The following is a 24,151-nucleotide window of genomic DNA, read 5'->3' as shown; positions in this document are numbered from 1 at the left end:
CGCCACGGGAAGACCCCAGCCTTCGCTGGGGTGACGGGAGGGGGAAAGAAGCGGGACCCCGGGTCAAGCCCGGGGTGACGGGAGGGAGCTTACTTCGCGCACGCCGCCGTCTGATCCGCGATCATCCCCAGCGCGACGCGCGACAGGCTGATCGTGGTCGGACCGGTCAGCGTCAGCGCGAAGGGGACGTCGAGCTTCCACAGGTCCGCGCCCGCCCGGGCGAAGCATTTCAGCGGCACCGACAGCGTCTTCCACTGGCCCTGCGGCAGCGCGGCCAGTTCGGGGAGGGGCAAGGACGTCACCGTTGCGCCGTTGCGGACGCCGATCGTCGGCGTGCCGGAGACGGCGGCGTCGCGGCGGACCGTCATCACCAGCGTGACGTCGCCGTTCGACTGGCGGGTGACGTCGACCGGCGCCTGCGTCGACAGCGCGATCGTCGCCTGTCCCTGACCGACCGCGAAGCGGCGTGCGCCCTCCTGCACGACATGATCGGTCGCGGTGACGGCGACATGCCCCGCGGCGGCGCGGGCCGGCACGGTCGAGATGCGCGTCGCCGAGCCGCCCGGCGCACCGACCTCCAGCGACCAGGCCGCGCTGGGGGTGCCACGGTCGAGGTACACGCCCTCGGTCGCCGCCTCGGGCACGCCCGCCACCTCGGGCAGCCGCGTCCAGGCCGATGCGCCGGTCAGGCCGTAGCCGAGCGGGTACAGCGTCGCGGCGCCCGGCGCGGCGCTGACCGGCCAGGCGGTGGGCAGCTTGCCGGTGAAGCCGCGCGGCGCCTTGCCGTCGCGCCCCGCGACCAGCACGTCGGCGATGCCCGCCCCCTCCGACCCGGGCAGCCATGCCACCACGAACGCGTCCGCCATGTTGAGCGCGGGGTTCACGTACAGCGGGCGCCCGGTCAGCATCACCGCGACCACGGGGACGCCCTTCGCCTTCAACGCCTTCATCGTCTCCCACGGGCGGCGCAGCTCGGGCGCGAGCTGAAGCGCCTTCAGGTCGCCCTGGAATTCGGCATAGGGCGTCTCGCCGAACACGACGATCGCGACATCCGGCTTCGTGGCGAAACTGCCGTCGGGGGACAGCGTGGCCTTGCCGCCGGCGGCGGTGACGGCGTCGTCCAGCCCCTTCCAGATCGTGGTCGCGCCGGGGAAGCGGCTGTTGTCGACGCCGGTGCCCTGCCACGTCAGCGTCCAGCCGCCCGACTGGCGGCCGATATCGTCCATGCCGTCGCCCGCCACCAGCACCTTCGCGCCGGGGCGGATCGGCAGGATGTTGCCCTGCTGCTTCAGGAGCACCAGCGACTTCGCCACCGCCTCGCGCGCGATGGCGCGATGCGCGGGGCTGCCGAGCAGGTCGAACTGCCCCGACAGCGGGCGCGACGACGGGCGCCCCGCCTCGAACAGCCCCATGCGCGCCTTGACGCGCAGGATGCGCGACACCGCATCGTCCAGCCGCGCCATCGGCACCTGCCCGGACTGCACCTGCGCCAGCAGCGATTCGTACAGCGGCTTCCAGCTGTCGGGCGCCATATAGAGGTCGATCCCGGCGAGCAGCGCGGTCGGGCAGCTGGCGTTGGTGCAGCCCGCGACCTGGCCGTGCGCGTTCCAGTCGGACACGATCAGCCCGCCGAAGTTCATCCGCTCCTTCAGCACGTCGGTCAGCAGCCCCTTGTGCCCGGTCAGCTTGCGACCGTTCCAGCTGGAGAAGCTGGCCATCACCGTCTCCACGCCATTTTCGATCGCGGGGACATAGGGGGCGCCGTGGATCGTGCGCAGCGTGGTCTCGTCGATCTGCGCATCGCCCTGGTCGACGCCGTTCTTCGTACCGCCGTCGGCGAGGAAATGCTTGGTGCTGGCGATGACGTGCGGGCCTTTCAGCACCGCCTGCCTGCCCGGCTCGCCCTGCAACCCGCGGATCATCGCGCCGACATAGCCAGCAACCAGCGCGGGGTCGGACGAATAGCCTTCATAGGCGCGGCCCCAGCGATAGTCCTGCGGCACGGTGACGGTGGGGGCGAAGGTCCATTCCATGCCGGTGGCGCGGATCTCCTCCGCGGTGGCGGCGCCGATGCGCTGGATCAGTTCGGGATCGCGCGTCGCGCCCAGCCCGATATTGTGCGGGAACAGCGTCGCGCCGACGATGTTGGAATGGCCGTGGACCGCGTCCGTCCCCCAGATCATCGGCACGCCGACCCCGCCGTTCGCGCGATCGACCGAGGCGTCGTAGAAGGCGTCGGCCAGCTTCAGCCATTCCGGTGCCGGGGCGAACTCGTCATTGTTCGGCGCGGAATTGCCGCCGTTCAGGATCGACCCGAAGTGATATTTCCGCATGTCGGCGGGGGTGACATGCGCGATATCGGGCTGGATCACCTGCGCGACCTTCTCGGCCACGGTCATCCGCCCGAGCAGATCGGCCACCTTCGCCTCGACCGCGGCATCGCGCGGATAGGGCCAGCGCGGTGCCGGCCATTGCGCCGGATGGACCGTCTCCACCCCCAGCGTATCCGGCTGTATTTGCTGCGCCATCGCCGGTGCGACCGTCATCGCGCCCACCAGCCCCGCCAAAAGCCATTCCCGTCCACGCATCATCACTCTCCCGAACCTCGTTTCGGGTAAAAGCGTAAAACGATTGATCTATTCTGTCCACGCCGTAGAAAGGCAGCCCTATGGAGAGCGGCGACCCCCATTTGCAGAACCGGCATGTGCGATCCCGGCCGCGGCTGACCGGTGCCAATATCGAACATGCGGGCCAGCACAACCAGCGCGTCGTGCTGCACGCGATCCGCGTCGCGGGTGCGGCGACGCGCGCCGAGATCGCGCAGGTCACCGGGCTGACGCCGGCGACCGTCTCCAACATTACCAACCGGTTGCTGGAAACGGGGCTGCTGCAACCTGCGGGCCAGCGGCGCGGCGGGCGCGGGCAGCCGGCGACGCGGCTGGTCGTCAGCCCGGGCGGCGCGTTCGCGATCGGGGTCAACATCGATCGCGATCACCTGACCATGGTGGCGGTGGATTTCGGCGGCGTGGTGCGCGCGCGGATCAGCCGCGAGATGGCGTTCCCGATGCCCGACGACGTGCGCGATTTCTATCGCGGCTATGTCCGCGGGCTGCTGGCCGATGCCGGGATCGCGGAGGATGCGATCAGCGGGATCGGCGTCGCGCTGCCCGACGATCTGGGTGCGGTGGTGCTGCCGGGGCGCCCGACCGGCTATGACGTGTGGTCGACGATCGACATCGCGTCGCTGTTCGCGGAGCCGATCGACGCGCCGGTGGTGGTGCAGAACGACGCCGCCGCGGCGGCGATCGGCGAGATGCAGTTCGGCATGGGGCAGCACCACGCCAGCTTCTTCTACCTGCTGGTCGCGTTCGGGCTGGGCGGCGGCGTGGTGGTCAATTCGCTGTACGATCACGGCGCCAACGGACGCAGTGGCGAGATCGGCTTCCTGATCGTCGACGACGGGCAGGGCGGGCGCACGCAATTGCAGAACATCGTTTCGCTCGCCGGCCTGTCGCGCGCCTTTGCGGAGGCCGGGCTGACCGACGTCAGCGTGCGACAGCCCGACATGCGCAACGCGCGCGTCGCGGCGGTGGCGCACGACTGGGTCGCACGCGCGGCGCAGGCGCTGGTCGAGCCGCTGATCGCGGTCAGTTGCCTGCTCAATCCGGGCGCGGTGCTGATCGGCGGGCGGCTGCCGATCGCGCTGGTCGACGAACTGGCGCAGCGCACCAACACGCTGGTGCGGCTCCACGGGCGGCACGCGCCCGCGCTGGCACCGGTACAGGCGGCGGCGCTGGCGGAGGATTCACCCGCGGTGGGCGCGGCATTGCTGTCGTTCGGCGACCTGTTGCTGCCCGCGGACGCGGGCGCGTCGCGCCGCGTGCTGGCGGCGGTCGGCTGACGCGCGATTGACTTTTCAGGGGGACGGGATGGGGCGTGACGGTCGGGTCGCGGGTGTGGAACTGGGCGGGACCAAATGCATCGCGGTGCTGGCGACCCCCGGCGGCGACATCCTGGAACAGCATACGGTGGTCACCGGCGACGATCCGCCGCGTGCATTGGGCGAGCTGTCGCTGCTGCTCGACCGATGGTGGCACGACGGCGGGTTCGACGCGCTGGGCGTCGCCTCGTTCGGGCCGGTGCAGCTCGACCCCGCGGCACCCGATTACGGCGCGATCACCGCGACCGCGAAGCCCGGCTGGCGCGACACCGCGGTGCTGGGGCCGCTCAGCGCGCGCTACGACGTGCCCGCCGCGTTCGACACCGACGTCAACGGCGCCGCGCTGGCGGAAGGGCGCTGGGGCGCGGCGCAGGGGCTGGACGATTTCGCCTATGTGACGGTGGGGACCGGCGTGGGCGTCGGGCTGATCGTCAACGGGCGTGCGACGCGCGGGCTGGGGCATTGCGAGGCGGGGCATATGCGCATCGCGCGCGTGCCGGGCGACGACTTTCCGGGCGCCTGCCCCTATCACGGCGATTGCGTAGAGGGGCTGGCGGCGGGGCCGGCGATCCTGAAGCGGCTGGGCGTGCCCGGCGAGACGGTGGCGGCGGATCATCCGGTATGGGATCTGGTCGCCGACGCGCTGGCGCAGATGGTGCAGGCGCTGGTCAGCAGCACCGCGCCGCGCCGCTTCCTGCTGGGCGGCGGCGTGCTGGCGCAGCGGCCCGATCTGATCGCGCGGGTGGATTCGCGGGTGCGCGACCTGATCGGCGATTACCTGACGCTGCCGGCGACCGACTTCATCGTCGCACCGGGGCTGGGGACGAAGGCCGGACCGCTGGGGCCGATCGCGCTGGCGCTGCAATAGGCGGCTGCCGTCAGGCAGCGCGATTGATTTTCGCGAAGCCGCGAAGACGCGAAGAGGGTGCGTCCGGAACCAACCTCTTCGCGTCTTCGCGGCTTCGCGTGAGATCATCTGGAGCCGCCGCTGGCGGCTCCGTTTGCGATCAATGCGCCGACGCGCCGGTCGCGATCTGGTGCACGGGCGCGCGGCGGGCGGCGGTGGCGAACAGGCTGAGCGCGATATAGCAGGCCGCCGGGACGACCAGCGCCATCGCATAGCCGACCGTGCCCGACACCGCGCCGACCAGCGGCGGCAGCGCGGCGCCACCCACGATCGCGGTGCACAGCAGGCCCGAGGTCGCCTCCGCACTGGCGGTCGAGCGCTCCAGCGTCAGCGTGAAGATGATCGGGAACATCACCGCGTTGAACAGCCCGATCGCCAGCGCGACGAAGCCCGCGACCGGCCCGCCGACAAGCGCGACGAACAGGCACATTGCCGCCGCCACCGCCGTGACGGTCATCAGCAGCCGCGCGGCGTTGACGCGCGACAGCAACGCCGCACCGATGATGCGGCCGACCATCGCGCCGCCCCAGTAGAGCGACACCGCGCGCCCCGCCTCCTGCAACGACACGCCGGGCGTGGCGTCGAGCTGGAGGAAATGCGCCAGCGGGGCGAAGGCGGCGGGCGCCTGCGACGCGCCCCAGATCGCGTCGCTGTTGAGGAAGAACGCCATCTGCGTCCCGATCGACACCTCCGCACCGACATAGAGGAAGATGGCGCCCGCGCCGATCATCGCCCAGCGCGACGAGGTGGCGTCGCGCAGCATCGCGCCCACGCCGCCGCCTCCATGCGCGGGCAGGACGGGCGCCGCCGCCTCCACCCGCTTGCGCGCGGCGAAGAAGAAGGCGAGCAGCAGCACGATCAGCCCCGCGATCCAGAAGAAGGCGCGGTCGATCCCCACCAGCGCCTGCGCGCGTGCGGCCTGCGACACGGCGGCGCCGTTCTTCGTCTCCAGCCCCTCCAGGAACAGCGCGGCGCCCAGATACGGGCCGACGAACGTGCCGAAGGAGTTGAACGCCTGCGCCAGCGTGAGGCGGAAGTGGCTGAGCCGCTGTTCGCCGAGCGCGGCGGCGAGCGGGTTGGCGGCGACCTGAAGGATCGTGATTCCGCTCGCCAGCAGGAACAGCCCCGCCAGCACCAGCGCATAGACCGCGAGATTGGCGGCGGCGAGCATGACGAGGCAGCCGCCGACCATCATCGCCAGCGCGATCAGGATCGAGGGCACCGGTCGCCGCCGCGACACCAGCACCGCCGCGGGCAGCGACACGAGGCCATAGGCGAGGAAGAAGGCGGACGCACTCAGCTGTGCCTGAAGGTCGGAGAGCGTAAACACCCCCTTCACCGCCGCGACCAACGGATCGAGCAGCGAGGTGATGAACCCCCAGGCGAGGAACAGCGTCGTCACCGCGACGAACGCCATTCGAGTGGTACGCGTGGTCGTCATCATCCTCCCCCAACACCCTCATCGATATCGGCACTTGCCGAATTAGGAAATATGATGGCATTAATCGCCGGGCGTGCATAGCGCCAATCGCTGCCACCGGGTGGCGGCTTATCGGAACGGGAGGATCGCGTGAAGGCTTTGGCAAAGGGAGCAGCGCTGCTGTTGGCTACGGCGGCATGGACACCTGCGCTGGCCGAGGTGCCGGTCAACGGCGGCCCGTACAATGTCAGCGTCCTGCCCGGCGGGATCGGGGCGGAGCGCACGATCGGGGGCGCAGCGGGTACGACGCTGGCGGCGGAGGGCGCGCCCTATACGCTGTCGGCATGGGTGAAGCCGGATGCGCGGCAGGCGGGCGTGGTGCCGCTGATCGGGGTCGGCCCGGCGCGCGAGCTGGTGCTGGCGGACGGGCGGCTCATGCTGGTCGACGGCGCGATGCGGGTGGCGGGGCCGGCGATCGCGCCCGCGCGGTGGACGCATGTCGCGGCGGTGTCGGACGGATCGCGCGTGACGCTGTATGTCGACGGACGGCGCGTGGCGTCGGGCGCGGCACGGGCCGCGGCGACGACGCCGGTGGTGAATATCGCGCGCGCCACCCCGGGGCAGCCGCATTTCGGCGGGACGCTGGTCGGCGCGACGGTGGACGCGGCGGCGCTGGATGCGCGCGCGGTGGCGCAGGCGGCGCGCACGCGGCCGGATTTCGCCAATGTGCAATTGTGGCAGGTGGGCGCCGGCTGGCCGTTCCAGAAGCAGGCCAATATCGGCCTGACGCAGCAGCAGGATGCGTGGACGCTGCCGCAGACGAAGGGCGACGCCTATACCGCGCCGGTCGCGAAACCCGTCGTCGCGAAGCCCGCGACCGAGGCGCTGGCGCCGGGCCGGTGGCAGATCAACGGCTGGCAACTCGCCGCTGCGCCGGAGGTGGCGGGCGATGGCGCGGCGCTGTCGCGGCCGGGTCGTGCGGGCGGTACGTGGCGCGCGGCGACGGTGCCGGGCACGGTGTTGCAGACCTTGGTCGACCGCGGTGTCTATCCCGATCCCTATTACGGGCTGAACAACCTCAAGATTCCCGAAAGTCTGGCGCGGCAGGATTATTGGTATCGCACCACCTTCACCGTCCCCGCGGCGGGCCGCGGGCAAGAAGCTGACGCTCGTCTTCGGCGGGGGTGAACTACGCCGCGGAGATGTGGGCGAACGGCGCGAAGCTGGGCGATACGCGTGGCGCGTTCATCCGCGGGCAGTTCGATTTCGTCCCCGTGGCGGGCGAGAACGTGATCGCGGTGAAGGTTTCGCCCCCGCCGCACCCCGGCATCCCGCACGAGCAGTCGGTGAAGGCAGGCGTGGGCGAGAACGGCGGGCAACTGGCGATCGACGGCCCCACCTTCGTCGCGACCGAGGGGTGGGACTGGATTCCCGGCATCCGCGACCGCAACACCGGGCTGTGGCGCCCGGTCGAGCTGGTGGCGCACGGCAATGTCCGCATCCTGGACCCGCATGTCGTCACCGATTTGCCGCTGCCGCGCACCGATGTGGCGGACGTCTATGTCACCGTGCCGATCGACAATGCGGGTGCGCCCGCGCCGGTAACGGTGAAGGTCGCGTTCGAGGGCGTGACGGTGGAGAAGACCGTCACCGCGCCCGCGGGGCGCAGCGAGGTGAGATTCACTCCCGCCGAATTCGCGCAGCTGAAGGTCGCCAACCCGAAATTGTGGTGGCCCAACGGCTATGGCGACGCGCACCTTTATCATGCGACCTATCAGGTGAGCGATGCGTCGGGCGTGTCCGACAGCAAGGCGGGGCGGTTCGGCATCCGCGAGGTCAGCTACGACCTGTCGCTGTTTGACAGCAAGGGGCAGGCGCGCCGCGTCAACGTGCAAACCACCGATGGTGGGCTGGCGGGCACGAAGCTGATCGACGTGCGCCATGCCGCGATCAAGCAGACCCCGACCGGCTGGGCCGAATCGCTGACCCCGGCGGGCGAGACGTCGAAGGCGGTGACCGCGATCAGCGAGACGCTGCCCGAGCCGCACCTGACGATCCGCGTCAACGGCGTGAAGATCGCGGCGCGCGGCGGCAACTGGGGCATGGACGATGCGATGAAGCGCGTCAGCTACGACTGGCTGGCGCCGTTCTTCCGCCTCCAGAAGGAGGCGCACATGAACGTCATCCGCAACTGGATGGGGACCAACACCGAGGAGGAGTTTTACGACCTCGCCGACGAGAACGGCATGATGATCCTCAACGACTTCTGGCAGTCGACGCAGAATTTCCAGGTCGAGCCGGACGATGCGTCGCTGTTCCTGGCCAATGCGCGCGACACGATCGCGCGCTATCGCAACCATCCGTCCATCATCCTGTGGTTCGGGCGTAACGAAGGCGTACCCTATCCGGCGCTGAACGAGGGGCTGGACGACGCGGTGTTCGAGCTGGACGGCACGCGCTGGTTCACCGGCAGCAGCAACGTGGTGCACCTTCAGGGATCGGGGCCGTACAATTACCGCGCGCCGGTCGGCTATTTCACCGACCTCGCCACCGGCTTCTCGGTCGAGACGGGGACGCCGTCGCTGTCGACCGCGGAATCGATCGCCAGCTACGTGCCCGCCGCCGACCGCTGGCCGCTGGGCGACGTGCTGGCGTACCACGACTGGCATTTCGCAGGGAACGGCGACACGAAGACGTTCATGCAGACGCTGTCGACGATGTTCGGCCCCGGCAAGGATTTCGCCGATTTCGAGCGCAAGGCGCAGATGATGAACCTGGAAACCCACAAGGCGATGTACGAGGGGTTCCTGGGGCATCTATGGACCAAGAACAGCGGGCGGCTGCTGTGGATGACGCACCCGGCATGGCCGTCGAACGCGTGGCAGATCTATTCGTGGGATTATGACACGCACGCCGCGTACTACGGGGCGAAGAAGGCGGCGGAGCCGGTCCATGTCCAGCTGAACCTGCCCGGCAACGAGCTGGTGGTGCTCAACACCACGCAAACGGCGCTGCCGGGGATGACCGCGACGGTCCGCGTCGTCGGCCTCGACAATCGCGAATTGTTCACGCGCACCGATACGGTGGACGCGGCGGCCAATGCCGCGACGCCGCTGGCGGCGGTGCCGCTGGACGCGCTGTTCGCGACCAACCCGATGGTGCTGGTCAGCCTGAAGCTGGCCGATGCAGCGGGCAGGCCGGTGTCGGAGAACTTCTACTGGCGCGGGCGCGATACCGCGGCCTATCGCGCGCTCAACGATCTGGCGCCGGCGACGCTGACCGCCGGTGCCACCGCTTCGGCGATCGAGGGCAAGGATCGCGTGGTGACGGTGACGCTGACCAACGCGGGTCAGGTGCCGGCGCTGAACGCGAAGCTGACGCTGGTGGACGGTGCGGGCAAGCGCATCCTTCCCGCCTTCTACAGCGACAATTACGTCGCGCTGCTGCCCGGCGAGACGAAGACGGTGACGGTACGCTATCCCGCGACGGTGACCGCGACGCCCGCGTTCACATTGCGCGGGTGGAACGTCGCCGAGGCGAAGGTGGGGTCGCGATGATCGCGGGCATCGTCGCGCTGCTGGCGGCTGCGGCACCTGTCGCGACGACCGAGGCGGGGCCGGTGCGGGGGACGACCGCTGCTGGCCATGTCGTTTTTCGCGGCATCCCCTTCGCCGCGCCGCCGGTGGGGGAGCGGCGCTGGGCGGCCCCCGTCGCACCCTCGCGGTGGAAGGGGGTGCGCGATGCCACCGCGCCTGCGAGCAGCTGTCCGCAGGCGGATTATGGCTGGAACCATGGCGACTATGTCTTCCAGTCGGAGGATTGCCTGACGCTGGATGTCGGCACGACCGCGCTGGCGGGCAGGCGCCCGGTACTGGTGTGGATCCATGGCGGCGGTAACTACGCCGGATCGCCGGGCGATACGGTGCAATCCCCGATCGTCGGCAAGGGCGTGGTGGTGGTGGCGGTGCGCTACCGGCTGGGCGCGCTGGGGTTCCTGCACCGGCGCGACGGCACCGGCGGCAATGTCGGGTTGCAGGATCAGATCGCGGCGCTGCGCTGGGTAAAGGCGAACGTCGCGCGCTTCGGTGGCGACCCCGACATGGTGACGATCGCGGGCGAAAGCGCTGGGGGGCAGGACGTCGGGCTGCTGATCGCGGCCCCCGCCGCGCGCGGGCTGTTCCGCCGCGCGATCATGGGCAGCGGGACACCGGGGTTCGGGCTGCCGTGGCGCACCCGCGAGGAGGCGCTGCGCATGGGCGACCAGTTCGACGCGCTGATGAAGGTCGGCGGCGACGCCGCCACGCTGCGCCGTACCGCGTCCTCGGCCGCGATCGCGACGGGGGAGCAATTGCACGACCCGGTACTGACCGCGGACGATTACCGCTGGCTGCGCACGACGGTGGACGGCGCGGTGCTGCCCGAGGCGCCTGACCGGCTGATCGCGGCGCGCCCCGCGCTGGACCTGCTGATCGGCACCGATCGTTTCGAGCTGGACCTGCCCGGCGGGCGGACGCGGCGCGATGCGTTCGTCGCCACCGCCTTCGGCGCGAACGAGGCCCGCGCGCGGGCCTTCTATCGAATGGATCAGGCTGATCCGGCGCCCGACCCGCGCATGGGCACGCTGGATCAGCAGATCGCGACCGACGTCACCTTCCGCTGCCCGGCGCAGCGCATGGCGCGCGTGATCGCGGACAAGGGTGGCAAGGTCTGGTCCTATGAATTCGACGAGGTGCCCGACGGCCCGATGACGCATCATGCCGCGGAGATGCCGTATCTCTATGGCGACAAGCCGCTCGGCGCGCTCCGCCTGATGGAGTATTGGGCCAATTTCGTGAAGACGGGCGACCCCAATGGCGCGACGCTGCCGGCGTGGCCCGCCTATGGCGCGCAGGGCGCCTATCTGGCGCTCGACGCGACCGGCGCGCGCCCGGCGAGCGGGCTGCGCGCCGACATCTGCCAATGGACCAACAGACTATGATCGATCGCCGTACCCTGTTCGGTGCCGCCGCGCTGGCGGGGCTGGCCACCGCCACTGCGGCGCAGGCCGATGATGCCGCCGACGCGCGGCTGAGGACCGACTGGCCGTGGCTGGCGCGCTATGCCGAGGACAACCGGCGGCTGATCGCGTCCGGCGCGCGCACCGGCATCGTCTTCATGGGCGATTCGATCACCCAGGGGTGGATCGACAAGCGTCCCGCCTTCTTCACCCCGGGCCGGGTCGATCGCGGGATCGGCGGGCAGACGACGCCGCAGATGCTGTTGCGGATGATGGCCGATGTGGTCGCGCTGAAGCCGAAGGTGATGCACCTGATGGCGGGGACGAACGACATCGCGGGCAATACCGGGCCGATGACGCTGGCGCAGACGCGCGACAATCTGACCGCGATGGTGCAGCTGGCGCGCGCCAACGGGATCGCGGTGCTGGTGGCATCGGTGCCCCCGGCTGCGACCTTCCCGTGGCGCCCGGGGCTGGACGTGCAGACGCCGATCCGCGCGATCAACGACTGGCTGCGCCGCAGCGCGCCGGCGATGGGCGCGACGTTCGTCGATTACACGCCGGCGCTGGCGGATGCGGCGGGGGCGATGAAGCCGGGGTTCGCGTCCGACGGCGTGCATCCAACCGCCCAGGGCTATGACGCGATGGAGCGCGTGCTGTCGCCGGTGCTGGCGCGGCTGCATGTCTGACCGCGAGGCGCAGCGCGCCGCCGATCGGGAGCGCCGCGCGCAGGAGCGCATCGCCGCCGCCGAGGCGCGCACCGCGCGCCGGCAGGAGGAACGCGAGGCGGGGATGCGGCTGCGCGAACAGGCGCGCGAGGCGCGGCGGGTCGAGGAGGACCAGCGCCGCACCGAACGCGTCGAGGAACGCGACGCCCGTCCGAAGCGCCGCGCGTCGACCGGCGCGCTGGCGCGCACCGGCGAGGCGCGGGTGGAGCGCGACGTGCGCAGCTATACGACCCATGTCGATCACGACCGAATGGTGGAACTGGCGCGGCGCGGCGCCACGGTCGCGGGGCTGGCGACGGTGTTCGGGGTCAGCGAGGACGCGGTGCGGGCGGTGCTGGACGCCGCCGCCGAACAGTCGTCGGCCGGAGATTGAGCCTGTTCCCCGGCGCAGGCGGGACCTTCGCGAACCTCCCCCTCGTGCTCCTGCGCAGGCAGGAGCCTGGGGTTGTCGGTCGCATCAGACGTTGTCCTGCCTGACCCTGGGCTCCGGCCTGCGCCGGAGCACGAGGTGCCGGGTGGCAACGTCCTGCTACTCTCGCGAAGGTCGCGCCGCGCGCCTCGCAGAGGCCGTCACCCCGGCTCTGGGCCGGGGTGACGGAACGTTACGCCGCGACCGGCGCGCGCTTCCTGCGCACGATCGTCTGCGCGTTGGTATATTCCAGCAGCCCCTCGACGCCGCCTTCAACGCCGACGCCCGACTGTTTCATCCCGCCGAACGCCGCGGTGGGGGACAGATGCTGCGTCTCGTTGACCCAGACGGTGCCGCTGGCGATGCGCTGCGCGATCTCCAGCGCCTTGTCCTCGTCATTGCCCCATACCGAGCCGCCGAGACCATATTCGGTGGCATTGGCGCGGCGCACCGCATCCTCCAGATCATCGAACTTCAGCAGCGGCAGGACCGGGCCGAACTGCTCCTCCTGCACGATGCGGCTGTCCTCGGGCGGGTTGTCGAGGATGGTGACGGGGATGAAATAGCCCGGCACGTCCGCCTTCTCGCCACCGACCAGGAACTGATAGCCCTTGTCCTTGGCGTCCTGGATCAGGTCGAGCACGCGGTCGTACTGCTGCTTGTTGTTGATCGGGCCGATCTGCGTGCCCTGCTCGGCGCCGTCGCCGACCTTCACCGTCTTCGCATAGGCGACCAGCGCTTCCTTCAGCGGCTCGTACACGTCCTTGTGGACGTACATCCGCTTCGTCGCGATGCAGATCTGGCCGTTGTTGCGGAACGCGGCCCAGAACAGCTCCTCGGCCACCTTCTCCACATCCACGTCGGGCATGACGATCGCGGCGTCATTGCCGCCCAGTTCCAGCGTGACCCGCTTCAGCGTCGGCGCGGCGGACTGCATCACGCGCTTGCCGGTCGCGGTGGAGCCGGTGAAGCTGATCTTGTCGAAGCCGGGGTGGCTGGTCATCCACGGCCCCAGATCGTCACCGCCGGTGACGATGTTGAGCACGCCCGCGGGCAGGATCTCCGCCGCGATCTCGCCGAACTTCAGCGTGGTCAGCGGGGTGAAGGGCGACGGCTTCAGCACCATTGTATTGCCCGCCAGCAGCGCGGGGCCGACCTTGAACATCGCCAGGATCATCGGGAAGTTCCACGGCGAGATCGCGCCGACCACGCCCAGCGGCACGTGGCGCGTCTCGCTGTAGCGATCGGCCGAATCCTCGTTGACCGTCACCGGCAAATCGAGGCTGGCGGCGCCCATCAGCCAGTAGCCGGCGCCCATCACCTCGCCCTGCGCCTCCGCATGCGGCTTGCCCTGTTCCTGCGTCAGCAGCCGCATGAAGGAATCGGCCTGCGCCAGCACCGCCTGACCCAGCGCCATCAGCTTCGCCTTGCGCTCCGCGATCGGCGTCGCCGCCCAGCCCGGGAAGGCGCCGCGTGCGGCCTCGATGGCGCGGTCCAGATCCTCGCGCGAGGCATCGGGAACCTTGGCGATCACCTCCTCCGTCGCGGGGTTCACGACGTCCAGCGTGGCGGTGCCGCGGACGCGCTCGCCGCCGATCAGCATCGCATAGTCATCGTCGAACGTCATCGCATCGCTCTCCATCGCTTCTTTGTCACCGGCGCCATAACAGAAGTCATGGCGGCGACGCCAGAGCCGCGAGCACGGGCGATGGAGATCATTTTTCCATGGGCAAGTTTCTGCCCAGTGTCATGATGTCGATGTGCCGGATATTGCTCTTCTCTGGCGATCAAAAGAACTCAAGATATTGAAATACAATATATAATATACTTGTCGCTTTATCCTTGGCGAAGGGTGGCGGGGAGGGGCAACATTCCGGCACAAATCCCGCGTTCGGCGATGACGAGCGACGGCGACCGGAAGAGAGGATCGAGGCCATGGCACATCTCCCATATCCCGCGGCGGATACGCCGCCGCCCGCAGCGCGGCCGTGGTATCGCCATCTGTATGTCCAGGTGCTGGTCGCGATCGTCGCGGGCGTGCTGGTCGGGCATTTCGCGCCGGCGACGGGCGAGTCGCTGAAGCCGATCGGCGATGGCTTCATCAAGCTGGTGAAGATGATCATCGCGCCGGTGATCTTCCTGACCATCGTCACCGGAGTCGCGGGGATGCGCGATCTGGCCGCGGTGGGGCGGGTCGCGGGCAAGGCGTTCGCCTATTTCCTCACCTTCTCCACGCTGGCGCTGATCGTCGGGCTGATCGTGGGCAATGTCGTGCGGCCGGGCGCGGGGCTGAACATCGATCCCGCGACACTGGATGGCGGCAAGGTCGCCGAATATGCGGCGAAGGCGCATGACACGACGCTGACCGGCTTCCTGCTCAACATCATCCCCGACACGTTCGTATCCGGGCTGAGCGAGGGCAACATCCTGCAGACGCTGTTCGTCGCGATCCTGTTCGGCATCGGCCTCGCCATGATCGGCGACCGCGGCGAGCGCGTGCTCCATGCGCTGGAGGACCTGTCGCTGGCGGTGTTCAAGGTGGTCGCGATCCTGATGAAGGCGGCGCCGATCGGTGCGTTCGGCGCGATGGCGTTCACGATCGGCAAATATGGCGTCGGCACGCTCGCCAACCTCGTGGCGCTGGTCGGCACTTTCTATCTCACCTCGGTGCTGTTCGTCGTCGTCGTGCTGGGGCTGGTGGCGCGTGCGTGCGGCTTCTCGATCTTCAAGCTGATCGCCTATCTCAAGGCGGAACTGCTGCTGGTGCTGGGCACGTCCTCGTCCGAGAGCGCGCTGCCGAGCCTGATCGAGAAGATGGAGCGCGCGGGCTGTCCGAAGTCGATCGTCGGGCTGGTGGTGCCGACCGGCTATTCGTTCAACCTGGACGGAACCAACATCTATATGACGCTGGCGGCGCTGTTCATCGCGCAGGCGACCGGCGTCGACCTGTCGCTGGGGCAGCAATTGCTGCTGCTGGCGGTAGCGATGCTGTCGTCGAAGGGCGCGGCGGGGGTGACCGGCGCGGGGTTCATCACGCTGGCGGCGACGCTGTCGATCGTGCCCAGCGTGCCGGTGGCGGGCATGGCGCTGATCCTGGGGGTCGACCGCTTCATGAGCGAGTGCCGCAGCCTGACCAACTTCATCGGCAATGCGGTGGCGACGGTGGTCGTGTCGCGCTGGGAAGGGCGGCTGGACCGTGCGCGCTTCGACGACGCGCTGGCCGGGCGTGCGCCGCGCATCGACCAGATCGACGCCGACGCCGTCCCCGCCGAATAAGGAGGCCGATCGATGATCCGCAGCATCTGCGCGACCGGCGCCACCGCGGCGCTCATCCTGAGCACCCCCGCCGCGGCACAGACCGTGGCGCCGAGCGAGGGCGGAAGCACGCGCAACCCCGCCACCCCGACCGTCACCTCCTATCCGCAGGCCGCGGCGGGGGACGGGGCGAACACCAACGGCTACAATCTGTCGCGCTGGGCGGAGGACTGGAGCGCGTTGCGCGATCCGGCGAAGCGGCGCGACCCGATCGACCGGCTGAAGTTCCTGCCGCTGGACGGTGATGGCGACATCTATGTCACGCTGTCGGGCGAGGCGCGCGTGCGGGTGAACCACACCACCAACCCCAATCTGCGTGAGACGCGCGCGCAGCGGCAGGACATCCGCCGGCTGGTGCTGGGCGCCGACGTGCATGTCGGCCCGCACCTGCGCGGCTTCGTCGAGGTGGCGCATGGCGGCATCTCCGGCGTGGCGCTGGGCGTGCCCGCGGCGACGCTGCGCAACGATCTGGTGGTGCAGCAGGCGTTCGTCGAGGCGGGGGCGGACGTGATGGGGGCGGACGTCGGCGTGCGCTATGGCCGGCAGGAGTTCACCGACGGTCCCAATCTGCTGGTGTCGCAGCGCGACAACAACACGATCCGCTACACGCTGAACGGCTGGCGCGCCTGGGCGCGGACGCCGCTCGCGCGGATCGACGTGTTCGACCTGAAGCCGACGCAATATGGCGATCTGGGTGCGGACGACGACGTGATCGATCCGGCGCGGCGCTTCTCCGGCATGACGCTGGGGCTGGTGGTGCCGCGCCGCTGGCTGGGCGGATCGAAGCTGTATTTCGATCCCTTCCTGTGGCGGCGGCGCAATGCGGTGGGCGCCTGGGGCGGGCGGATCGGGCCGGCCAAGCGCTATTATGCCGGCGCGCGCCTGTGGGGCGACGCCGGGCGCTGGACGATCGACTGGTCCGCCAACCGGCAATGGGGCACGTACATCGACCAGAAGATCGACGCCTGGCAGGTGTTCCTGGCGCAGACCTACCGGCTGGGGGCGTCGCCGCAGGGCGTGCGCGTCGGCGTCCATGCCGATTACGCCAGCGGCGGGGGCGGCTATGGCGACGGAACGCTGCGCAACGCCTATGCCCCGTTCGGCAACAACATCTATTACAGCTATGGCCTGTTCCTGACGCCGTCGAACCTGATCGCGGTGGCGCCCAACGTCACCGTCTCCCCGACGAAGGCGCTCCGCGTGACCGCGGAATATCAGCTGGCGTGGCGCGATAACGTGCGCGACGCGGTCTATCGCGCCAACGGCCAGCCGTTCGCGGGAACGCAGAACGTGGCGGACGCGAAGATCGCCGACGTGGCGCGGCTACAGGCGATCTGGTCGATCACGCCGCGATTGTCGGTGACGGGGCGGTACGAGCATCTGATCGCCGGGCCGTCGCTGAAACAGGCGGGGTATCGCAGCTCGGACTTCCTCGCGGGGTGGGTGAGCTTCCGGTTTTGATGATCGTAGGCCCCTCTCCTTCAGGGGAGGGGTTGGGGTGGGGCTGTCCGCCGGAGGCAGTCAGAGGCGACGGTCTCGGTGAGACCTCCCCCACCCCCACCCCTCCCCTAAAGGAGAGGGGCTTGAAAATCTCCCGATTCAGCTCGACGCCCGAACGATCAGTTCCGGCGCGATCACCGCGGAGCCGACATCCTCGCCCGCGATGCGCCGCAGCAGGCGGTCGACCATCAACGCGGCGCCCTGCACCAGGTCCTGGCGGATGGTGGTGAGCGGGGGCGACATCTGCGCGGCGAGCGTCACGTCGTCATAGCCGACGACGCCCAGATCGCCCGGCACGTCCAGTCCCGCCTCCACCGCGGCGCGCACCACGCTCATCGCCGCGACGTCCGACGCGGCGAAGACGCCGTCCGGTGCCGCGCCGGCGGCGAAGCGCGCCGCGACGCTGGCATGTACCGCATGGGGATCCATCACCGTGGACAGCAGCTCCGGCTCCACCCCCTGCGCCCGCGCGGCGTCGCGATAGCCGGTCCAGCGATCCGCGAATTCGGGCGGGCCGGGATCGCCGACGAACAGCAGCCGGCGGCGCCCGCGTTCCAGCAGGTGCCGCGCCGCCATCGCGCCGCCCGCGACATTGTCCGACCCGATCGTCAGGTGGCGCTGGCCCGGGCGGTTGACCCCCCAGACCACCAGCGGGCGATAGCGCTCCGCGGCGCGCTCGATCGCGTCATACTGGTCCGACTGGCCGATCAGCAGCAGGCCGTCGATCCGCCCGCCGTCGGCCAGATGCCCCAGCCAGTCCGATCCGTCGGGCAGCACGCGCGACAGCAGGATATCATAGCCGCGTTCGACCAGCAGGTCGGCCAGGAAACCCAGCAGCGACAGGAAGAAGGGATCGGTCAGGTGCTGCGTGCGCGCATGGCCCAGCGGCATCGCCAGCCCGATCGCGCCGGTGCTGCGCAGCCGCAGGTTGCGCGCCAGCTGGTTGGGGCGGACGTCATGCTCGCGCGCGAGCGCGACGATCCGTTCCTGCGTCGCCTTGCTGACCGCGGGATGCCCGGACAGGGCACGCGACACCGTGGCGGTGGAGACACCCGCGATCGCGGCAAGATCGGCCAGTTTCATCGGCATGACCCATTCCCTATCGCGCCCGGACGTGCGGGGCGAGAGGGGATGCGCGCCGCAATCGTCACGTAATGTGTCACGGCGGACCTCCGCCGCGGATCATCGTTGCGCGGCAGGCCTTCGCGGCGGGGCGGCAGGGCTGGAAACGGACGCCCCTTCCGTCAAATCGACGGGATTTATGCGGAACCGCGGCATAGATTGGCCGAAGGGCGGCGACGGGTCCGGGCGATCGTCGTGCCGGTGACGGAAGGGGAGGGGTCGGGAATGACGGTGATCCGCTACATGATATGCGCGGCGCTGGCGTCGGCGGCGTGGCCGCTCGCCGCGCAGGACGCGCCGCGCGCCGAACGGCCCCCGCTGTCGCCGGTGTCGCTGGCGGCGCCCGTCGTCACGAAGCACAAGGGCGTCTTCGGCGGCAAGGCGGTCGCCTACACCGCCACGGTCGAACCCGTGGTCGTCGACGGCATGGACGGCAAGCCCGCCGCGCGGCTGGTGGCTACCTCCTATATCGCCGACGGCATGGCGGCCGGGCGCCCGGTGGCCTTCGTGTTCAACGGCGGCCCGATCGCCCCGACCACGCCGCTCCACATGGGCGCATTCGGGCCGAAGCGCATCGCCATTCCCAACGACCTTGCCGCCGATCCCGCGACGTTCAAGGTGGTCGACAATGGCTATGCCCCGCTCGATGCGGCCGACATCGTCATCTTCGATCCCGCCAACACCGGCTACAGCCGCACCTTGCCCGGCATCGCGCCGGAGAGCCAGTTCTCCAACGTCGCCGACGGACGGCAACTCGCGCAACTGGTCCAGGCATGGCGCCGGCTGCACAACCGTCCTACGGCGCCGGTCTTCCTCATCGGCGAAAGCTATGGAACGATGCGTGCGGTGGAGGCGGCGGACCAGTTGCAGAAGGCCGGCGATCCGGTCGCCGGCATCGCGCTGCTCGGCCAGGCGGTGAACATCATCGAATATGCCCAGCGGCCCAACAATATCATCAGCTATGCCGTGTCGCTGCCGACGCTCGCCGCGATCGGCTGGGCGCATGACAAGGTGGAGCGCAAGGGGCGGAGCTTCGACGCCTTCATCAAGGACGCGCGCGACTATGGCGCGGGCGAGTATCTGACCGTGCTGTTCCAGGGCGATCGCGCGCCCGCCGAGCGCAAGGCCGCGGTGGCGCGCCGGCTTCAGGAATTCACCGGCCTGCCGGCGGAGGAATTCCTGCGCCAGCGCCTGAAGGTCGCCAAGACCGCGTACCAGCGCCTGCTGTTCCCGGGGAAGCGGCTGGATACGAACGACGCCCGCTACTTCGTGCCGGACGGCAGGAATTCGGCACCCTACGCCTCGCGCTACGAGCCGGAGGCGGCGCGCTACTTCCAGGATTTCCTGAAGGTGCCCGCGGCGGCGGGTGTCTATGCGCTCGACAATCCGGCCGAGGATCATTTCGCGGACTGGCAATGGGCGGAGAACAAGACGCCGTTCGGCGACTGGCCCTATGTCGGCCAGCTCAAGCGGACGATGGAGGCCAATCCGCGGCTGCGGCTGTTCGTCGCCAACGGCTATTACGACACCCAGACCACGATCGGGGCGATGGACTATCTGGTGAACCAGTCGGGCCTGCCGCTCGATCGCGTGGAAACGCACGACTATCACGGCGGCCACATGTTCTACACGGTGGAGGACAGCCTCAAGACGTTCGCGGACGACCTCCGCCGCTTCGTCGCGACGACGACCGCGCGGTAAGGCCGGAACAGGCCCCCCGTCAGGCCAGCGGATCGTAGCTGCCGAAGGTCCAGGCGTTCCGCTCGCTGTCGAATACGCTGTAGCTGCGTCCGCCATGCGATTGATCCTGCGGCGGCAGGAAGATCCGCGCGCCGGCCGCTTGCGCCACCGCGGCGTGCCGGTCGACCTCGTCCACGACGACGTAGATGGCCTGGGTGATCCCGCCGATTTCCTCCGCCGTCCGCATGCCCGCCGCCTCCGCGAACGGCGTCGCCATCGCGGTCGACAGGATCACCATCTGTCCGGCCCGGCGCAATTCGGCATGCGCGATCCGGTTGGCGTCGGCGGGATCGGGATAGACCGCATGCCGCTCGAACCCGAAGGCCGTGCAGAGGAAGGCGATCGCCGCCGGGGCATCGGCGTAGCGCAGGACGGGGATGATCGCTGGGGTGACGGACATGACGTTGCTCCTCGTTGGTCGATGGGAGCGGGTGTAGGCGGTGGGTCGGGAGCGATCTTGAACGGTTGCGCTCAATCGCGCACGCCGCCGCCCGCGGGTATCACCTGCCGGCGAAGCGCCGCGGGCGTCACCTCGGCAAAGCGGCGCACCTCGCGCGTCAGATGCGCCTGATCCGCATAGCCCGCGTCGATCGCGATCGCCGCCAGCGACAGGTGCGGGTCACCCTGCAGCAGCGCCGCGAACCGCTCGAAGCGGGCGAGGCCGGCGAAGGTGCGCGGATGCAGGCCGAACGCGTCGAAGAAGGTGCGGGCGAGCCGCTTGCGGCTCCAGCCAAGCTCCCCCGCCAGCGTCTCCACCGCGATCCCCGCCGACAATCCCGCGGCAATCCGGTGCAGCGCGGGCGGCTGCGGTGCACTGGCCGACAGGCGCGCCGCGACGATATCGTCCAGCACCCGCCAGCGCCCTTCGTCGTCGCGCGCCTCCAGCAGCCGCTCGCCGGGGGCCAGGCGACGCAGGGCGGGCAGGTCGTCGATCGTGACGACCCGGTCGGTCAGCTCGGCCACCGACGTGCCCGCGATCCGCGCGAGCATGGCCAGCGGCGCGCGCAGATAGATACCCTCCATCGCGCCGGTCGAGCGCGACAGCGACGTCCGCTGCGACAATCCCGCGACGAACGCGCCACCCGCCGGCAGACGGCGGACCGACCCCGCGGCATCGACCAGTTCGAGATCGCTGGCGAGATTGACGATCAGCGTGCCGTCCGTCCCCGCCAGTTCGCGCCGGGTGTCGAAGGTCGCGGTCCGTTCGCTCCACCAGCCATAGCCGCCGATCGCGCCCGCGAGCGCAGGGTCGGGCGCGGCATCGGTGAAGGTCCAGCGATCCTGGCCGTCATCGAACGATCGTGTCCGGCTCAACCTCGGCATCATTCACTCGCGGATCGCGGCGCCCGGTCGCACTATCCGGTCGAACGGGCGCACATGCAATATGCGGGCGGGGGACGTCGGCGCGGGAGCGGGACTCCCCCCGAACGGCTCGCCGCGCGGGGGCATGATCGCCGAGCGCAAGGTCTATCGGGAATGGGTAACGAATCCCCCGGGCCATCCTGCGTGGTGCCAAGCGCTGTACGATGGGTGCCATCGTGTCGCCGCAGAACGACCGGTTCGTCCCGACAGGTCGCCGCGCGCCTCCTCGCGTCGACCGGTGACAGCCAGCTTCAGGGAGACACGATTGCGATTCCGCGACGTGAGGTGACGCGGATGCCCTTGGGCCGGCCTGTCTTGCCCGTATCGCGAGCCGCTGTCGATGGTCGGGGAGACAGGATTCGAACCTGCGACATCCTGCTCCCAAAGCAGGCGCGCTACCAGACTGCGCCACTCCCCGACGCCGGGCTCCGGTTAGGCCGCGCTCGCTGGCGGCGCAAGCAGGGGAGCCCACAAAAAAGGGGGCATCCGAAGATGCCCCCTGATTGCATGCAACGTCAGATCGTTCGCGTCGTCAGGACGCGTTCTCCGCGGCGTCGCGGACATTGTCCGCGGCATCGTCGAGATGGTCGGCGGCCCCTTCGAGCATCGCCGCGGCCGACGCATTGGCGCTGGCATCCGCCATCGCCTCGAGGTTGTCCGCCTTGCGCTCCAGCGCATCGGCGACCGCCTCGGCATTGTTGGCGACCGAAACCGGTTCGGCGGCGCGGTCGCACGCCGCCGTGCCCAGGGGCGCGGTGATGGCGAGCAGGCCAGCGAGCAAGCGCATGGTGCCGTCCGAACCGATCAGGTCAGCCGATTACTTGGCGTTCGCCGCCGCGTCCTCGCCGGCCTCACGGACGTTGTCCGCGGCAGCCGCCAGGTTCTCCGACGCCGCCTCGGCATTGTCCTCGGCGAACGGGTTGGCGGTGGTGTTCGAGACGTCCGCCAGGTTGTCGGCCATCGCGTCGAGGTTGTCGGCGACCATGTCCGCGTTGTTCTCGACCGGAGTCTCGGTCTTCGAGCAGGCGGCGACCGACATCAGGCCAGCGGCGGCGGCAACGAGCAGGATCTTCTTCATAGGGATGCTCCCAAGCAGCATAAACCAATCGCGCCCGACCCCAACGCCGTCGCGAACGCCCGCAATACTCTACCGATTACGGGGGTCAATCGCAAAGTTCATCATTCAGAAAGGTTGCGGCGAACCGAATGTACCCGTCCCGACATACTGCCGTCCCGTCGCGGGAAGGCGGCGGGGCGTCACGGGCGGGTCACCGGCCCGATCTCCTCCGGCGCGTCGGCGACGATCGCGAGCATCGTGGTCCAGGCCGCGACGTTCTGGCGCAGCGCCTCCGGCTCGACGCGGTCGAGCGTGTCGTCGGGCGTGTGATGCACGTCGAAATAGTGCAGCCCCGACTGGTTCAGGTCGATCCCGGCCACCCCGGTGCGGATCGTCGGCGCGATGTCCGCGCCGTCGCCGCCCGGCCCGTCGCCGCGGACGATTCCCAGCGGTGCCAGCGCGCTGGCGAGGCGATCCGCGACCGGCGCGGCGCCGGCGGGCAGGGTCGACTGGACGCGCCAGACGCGATCCGCGCCGAAATCGCTTTCGGCCGCGGCGGCGTGGCGCTCGGTGCCGTGCCGCTTCTGATAGTCGCGCCCGCCATAGCCGCCGACCTCTTCCGCGCCGAACCAGACGACGCGGATCGTGCGCCGCGGGCGGCGGCCGCTGTCGAGGATGCGCTTGGCGGCGGCCGCGGTGATGGCGACGCCGCTGGCATCGTCGATCGCCCCGGTGGCGAGGTCCCAGCTGTCGAGATGCCCGCCGATCAAGACGACGCCGGCGTCCGCGTCGGTGCCGGGCACCTCGGCGATGACATTGCCCGATTCGCGCATGCCGACCTGCTTCGGCGTCAGCAGCAGCCGCATCCGCAGTGGCTGCCCGCGCGCCGCCAGCCGCTCGATCAGTTCGGCATCGGGCACCGACAGCGCAGCGGCCGGGATCGGCGCCACGCCGTCGGGGAAATTGGTGGTGCCGGTATGCGGCAGGCGGTGATGGTCGGTGCCGATCGAGCGGATCACGATCGCCGCCGCGCCCTTCTTCGCCGCCAGCGCCGGCCCGACGAACCGCGCCGTGCCGGAGGTGCCATAGCTGGAGCCGTCCTGCGTCGGCGCCATCGCACTGCCGACATAGGCGATCTTGCCCTTCAGGCTGCCGTCGGCGGCGCGCGCCAGGTCGCCATAGGTCGGGAAGACCACGATCTCGGCGGTCATGCCCTTCGCCGGGGTGGCGCCCGAATTGCCCAGCGCCGTCAGGTGCAGCTTCTGCGGCACGGGCGCGACGATCTCGCCTTCCTCCTCGCCGCGCACCCACACGGGCATCTGATATGTCTCGATGCGGACGTTGTGGAAGCCCAGCGCGGTCAGCTTCGCCTGCGCCCAGCGGCGCGCGCGCGCCTCCGCCTCGGTGCCCGCCATCCGCTGCCCGACCTCGGTCGTCAGGCCTTCGACGAGGGCATAGGCGACATCGTCCTTCAGCGCGGCATCGCGCAGCGCCGCCACCTGCGGATCGACCGCGGCGGGGGCGGGGGGTGCGGTGCGCTGCGCGACGGCAGGCGCGGCGAGCAGGGCGGATGCGACGAGCGCGAGCGGAAGGCGGTGGTTCATGGTGCGATGGCGTATCGGCTGGCGTGGCGTTTGCCAACGCCGCGTCGGCCG

At 69.9% G+C, this 24,151-nt stretch carries 19 protein-coding genes and 1 tRNA gene; 10 read left to right on the top strand and 10 right to left on the bottom strand.

All coding sequences use genetic code 11. The annotated features are described in order from the left end of the window. Window positions 1-89: 89 nt before the first annotated feature. Entirely contained in the window at window positions 90-2,591 is a 2,502-nt protein-coding gene (locus tag PGN14_RS15670) for a glycoside hydrolase family 3 protein (RefSeq protein ID WP_335300515.1), read from the bottom strand. 113 nt (window positions 2,592-2,704) lie between these two features. On the opposite strand from PGN14_RS15670, the gene PGN14_RS15665 reads away from it, so the two are divergent. Beyond that, entirely contained in the window at window positions 2,705-3,901 is a 1,197-nt protein-coding gene (locus tag PGN14_RS15665) for an ROK family transcriptional regulator (RefSeq protein WP_335300514.1), read from the top strand. Between the two features lie 28 nt (window positions 3,902-3,929). Then, window positions 3,930-4,808 (top strand): ROK family protein, encoded by an 879-nt coding sequence (locus PGN14_RS15660; protein ID WP_335300513.1) that lies wholly within the window; start codon window positions 3,930-3,932, stop codon window positions 4,806-4,808. A 139-nt stretch (window positions 4,809-4,947) separates the two neighbouring features. Here the strand turns inward: PGN14_RS15660 and PGN14_RS15655 are convergent, their stop codons facing one another. Further along, entirely contained in the window at window positions 4,948-6,288 is a 1,341-nt protein-coding gene (locus PGN14_RS15655) for an MFS transporter (protein ID WP_335300512.1), read from the bottom strand. Window positions 6,289-6,417: 129 nt separating this feature from the next. Here PGN14_RS15655 and PGN14_RS15650 point away from each other — a divergent pair, with 129 nt between their 5' ends. Genes PGN14_RS15650 through PGN14_RS15630 form a run of 5 tightly spaced genes read left to right on the top strand, consistent with a single transcriptional unit; the run spans window position 6,418 to window position 12,364 of the window. Then, on the top strand, window positions 6,418-7,455 hold the full coding sequence (locus tag PGN14_RS15650; RefSeq protein WP_335300511.1) for a LamG-like jellyroll fold domain-containing protein: 1,038 nt from the start codon (window positions 6,418-6,420) through the stop codon (window positions 7,453-7,455). After that, complete coding sequence (locus PGN14_RS15645) at window positions 7,452-9,824, top strand: glycoside hydrolase family 2 protein (protein WP_335300510.1); 2,373 nt, start codon at window positions 7,452-7,454, stop codon at window positions 9,822-9,824. Before PGN14_RS15650 ends, PGN14_RS15645 begins: the two co-directional genes overlap by 4 nt. Then, the gene (locus PGN14_RS15640) at window positions 9,821-11,245 is read left to right on the top strand and encodes a carboxylesterase/lipase family protein (protein WP_335300509.1); all 1,425 of its coding nucleotides are present in this window, start codon (window positions 9,821-9,823) and stop codon (window positions 11,243-11,245) included. The genes PGN14_RS15645 and PGN14_RS15640 overlap by 4 nt, the downstream gene beginning before the upstream one ends. Continuing rightward, window positions 11,227-11,952, top strand: coding sequence for a GDSL-type esterase/lipase family protein (locus tag PGN14_RS15635; RefSeq protein ID WP_335300508.1), 726 nt, complete (start codon window positions 11,227-11,229; stop codon window positions 11,950-11,952). The genes PGN14_RS15640 and PGN14_RS15635 overlap by 19 nt, the downstream gene beginning before the upstream one ends. Then, window positions 11,945-12,364: a hypothetical protein gene (locus tag PGN14_RS15630; RefSeq protein ID WP_335300507.1), complete on the top strand. Its 420-nt coding sequence runs from the start codon at window positions 11,945-11,947 to the stop codon at window positions 12,362-12,364. Before PGN14_RS15635 ends, PGN14_RS15630 begins: the two co-directional genes overlap by 8 nt. A gap of 229 nt (window positions 12,365-12,593) precedes the next feature. Here the strand turns inward: PGN14_RS15630 and PGN14_RS15625 are convergent, their stop codons facing one another. Beyond that, the gene (locus PGN14_RS15625) at window positions 12,594-14,027 is read right to left on the bottom strand and encodes an aldehyde dehydrogenase family protein (protein ID WP_335300506.1); all 1,434 of its coding nucleotides are present in this window, start codon (window positions 14,025-14,027) and stop codon (window positions 12,594-12,596) included. A 308-nt stretch (window positions 14,028-14,335) separates the two neighbouring features. On the opposite strand from PGN14_RS15625, the gene PGN14_RS15620 reads away from it, so the two are divergent. Beyond that, window positions 14,336-15,676 (top strand): dicarboxylate/amino acid:cation symporter, encoded by a 1,341-nt coding sequence (locus PGN14_RS15620; RefSeq protein ID WP_335300505.1) that lies wholly within the window; start codon window positions 14,336-14,338, stop codon window positions 15,674-15,676. A 12-nt stretch (window positions 15,677-15,688) separates the two neighbouring features. Next, window positions 15,689-17,176, top strand: coding sequence for an alginate export family protein (locus tag PGN14_RS15615; protein WP_335300504.1), 1,488 nt, complete (start codon window positions 15,689-15,691; stop codon window positions 17,174-17,176). Between the two features lie 138 nt (window positions 17,177-17,314). On the opposite strand, the gene PGN14_RS15610 is transcribed toward PGN14_RS15615, so the two are convergent. Next, a complete protein-coding gene (locus PGN14_RS15610; protein ID WP_335300503.1) occupies window positions 17,315-18,304 on the bottom strand; it encodes a LacI family DNA-binding transcriptional regulator in 990 nt (329 codons plus the stop codon). Window positions 18,305-18,562: 258 nt separating this feature from the next. Here PGN14_RS15610 and PGN14_RS15605 point away from each other — a divergent pair, with 258 nt between their 5' ends. Next, window positions 18,563-20,038, top strand: a complete 1,476-nt coding sequence (locus tag PGN14_RS15605) for a S10 family peptidase (protein ID WP_335300502.1) — start codon at window positions 18,563-18,565, stop codon at window positions 20,036-20,038. Between the two features lie 19 nt (window positions 20,039-20,057). Here the strand turns inward: PGN14_RS15605 and PGN14_RS15600 are convergent, their stop codons facing one another. The 6 genes from PGN14_RS15600 to PGN14_RS15575 all read right to left on the bottom strand — a co-directional run bounded on the left by PGN14_RS15600 (window position 20,058) and on the right by PGN14_RS15575 (window position 24,100). Continuing rightward, entirely contained in the window at window positions 20,058-20,477 is a 420-nt protein-coding gene (locus PGN14_RS15600) for a VOC family protein (protein ID WP_335300501.1), read from the bottom strand. A gap of 71 nt (window positions 20,478-20,548) precedes the next feature. After that, the gene (locus PGN14_RS15595; RefSeq protein ID WP_335300500.1) at window positions 20,549-21,391 is read right to left on the bottom strand and encodes a helix-turn-helix domain-containing protein; all 843 of its coding nucleotides are present in this window, start codon (window positions 21,389-21,391) and stop codon (window positions 20,549-20,551) included. Between the two features lie 389 nt (window positions 21,392-21,780). Then, window positions 21,781-21,857 (bottom strand) — tRNA-Pro (locus PGN14_RS15590). A gap of 114 nt (window positions 21,858-21,971) precedes the next feature. Beyond that, window positions 21,972-22,226 carry a hypothetical protein gene (locus tag PGN14_RS15585; protein ID WP_335300499.1) on the bottom strand — a complete coding sequence of 85 codons (255 nt, stop codon included), beginning with the start codon at window positions 22,224-22,226 and terminating at the stop codon, window positions 21,972-21,974. Window positions 22,227-22,256: 30 nt separating this feature from the next. Continuing rightward, window positions 22,257-22,517, bottom strand: coding sequence for a hypothetical protein (locus tag PGN14_RS15580; RefSeq protein ID WP_335300498.1), 261 nt, complete (start codon window positions 22,515-22,517; stop codon window positions 22,257-22,259). Between the two features lie 179 nt (window positions 22,518-22,696). Beyond that, a complete protein-coding gene (locus PGN14_RS15575; RefSeq protein ID WP_335300497.1) occupies window positions 22,697-24,100 on the bottom strand; it encodes a M20/M25/M40 family metallo-hydrolase in 1,404 nt (467 codons plus the stop codon). Window positions 24,101-24,151: the final 51 nt, after the last annotated feature.

The organism is Sphingomonas adhaesiva, from assembly GCF_036946305.1.
Lineage (GTDB): Bacteria > Pseudomonadota > Alphaproteobacteria > Sphingomonadales > Sphingomonadaceae > Sphingomonas > Sphingomonas adhaesiva_B.
This window is presented reverse-complemented; position numbering and strand designations above follow the sequence as displayed.

Excerpts from the sequence above, each read along its gene's own strand:
- PGN14_RS15575 (WP_335300497.1), bottom strand. The coding sequence starts at position 24,100 with ATGAACCACCGCCTTCCGCTCGCGCTCGTCGCATCCGCCCTGCTCGCC.
- PGN14_RS15640 (WP_335300509.1), top strand. The coding sequence starts at position 9,821 with ATGATCGCGGGCATCGTCGCGCTGCTGGCGGCTGCGGCACCTGTCGCG.
- PGN14_RS15655 (WP_335300512.1), bottom strand. The coding sequence starts at position 6,288 with ATGACGACCACGCGTACCACTCGAATGGCGTTCGTCGCGGTGACGACG.
- PGN14_RS15605 (WP_335300502.1), top strand. The coding sequence starts at position 18,563 with ATGACGGTGATCCGCTACATGATATGCGCGGCGCTGGCGTCGGCGGCG.
- PGN14_RS15610 (WP_335300503.1), bottom strand. The coding sequence starts at position 18,304 with ATGCCGATGAAACTGGCCGATCTTGCCGCGATCGCGGGTGTCTCCACC.
- PGN14_RS15670 (WP_335300515.1), bottom strand. The coding sequence starts at position 2,591 with ATGATGCGTGGACGGGAATGGCTTTTGGCGGGGCTGGTGGGCGCGATG.
- PGN14_RS15635 (WP_335300508.1), top strand. The coding sequence starts at position 11,227 with ATGGACCAACAGACTATGATCGATCGCCGTACCCTGTTCGGTGCCGCC.
- PGN14_RS15580 (WP_335300498.1), bottom strand. The coding sequence starts at position 22,517 with ATGAAGAAGATCCTGCTCGTTGCCGCCGCCGCTGGCCTGATGTCGGTC.
- PGN14_RS15625 (WP_335300506.1), bottom strand. The coding sequence starts at position 14,027 with ATGACGTTCGACGATGACTATGCGATGCTGATCGGCGGCGAGCGCGTC.
- PGN14_RS15630 (WP_335300507.1), top strand. The coding sequence starts at position 11,945 with ATGTCTGACCGCGAGGCGCAGCGCGCCGCCGATCGGGAGCGCCGCGCG.
- PGN14_RS15620 (WP_335300505.1), top strand. The coding sequence starts at position 14,336 with ATGGCACATCTCCCATATCCCGCGGCGGATACGCCGCCGCCCGCAGCG.
- PGN14_RS15615 (WP_335300504.1), top strand. The coding sequence starts at position 15,689 with ATGATCCGCAGCATCTGCGCGACCGGCGCCACCGCGGCGCTCATCCTG.
- PGN14_RS15600 (WP_335300501.1), bottom strand. The coding sequence starts at position 20,477 with ATGTCCGTCACCCCAGCGATCATCCCCGTCCTGCGCTACGCCGATGCC.
- PGN14_RS15585 (WP_335300499.1), bottom strand. The coding sequence starts at position 22,226 with ATGCGCTTGCTCGCTGGCCTGCTCGCCATCACCGCGCCCCTGGGCACG.
- PGN14_RS15660 (WP_335300513.1), top strand. The coding sequence starts at position 3,930 with ATGGGGCGTGACGGTCGGGTCGCGGGTGTGGAACTGGGCGGGACCAAA.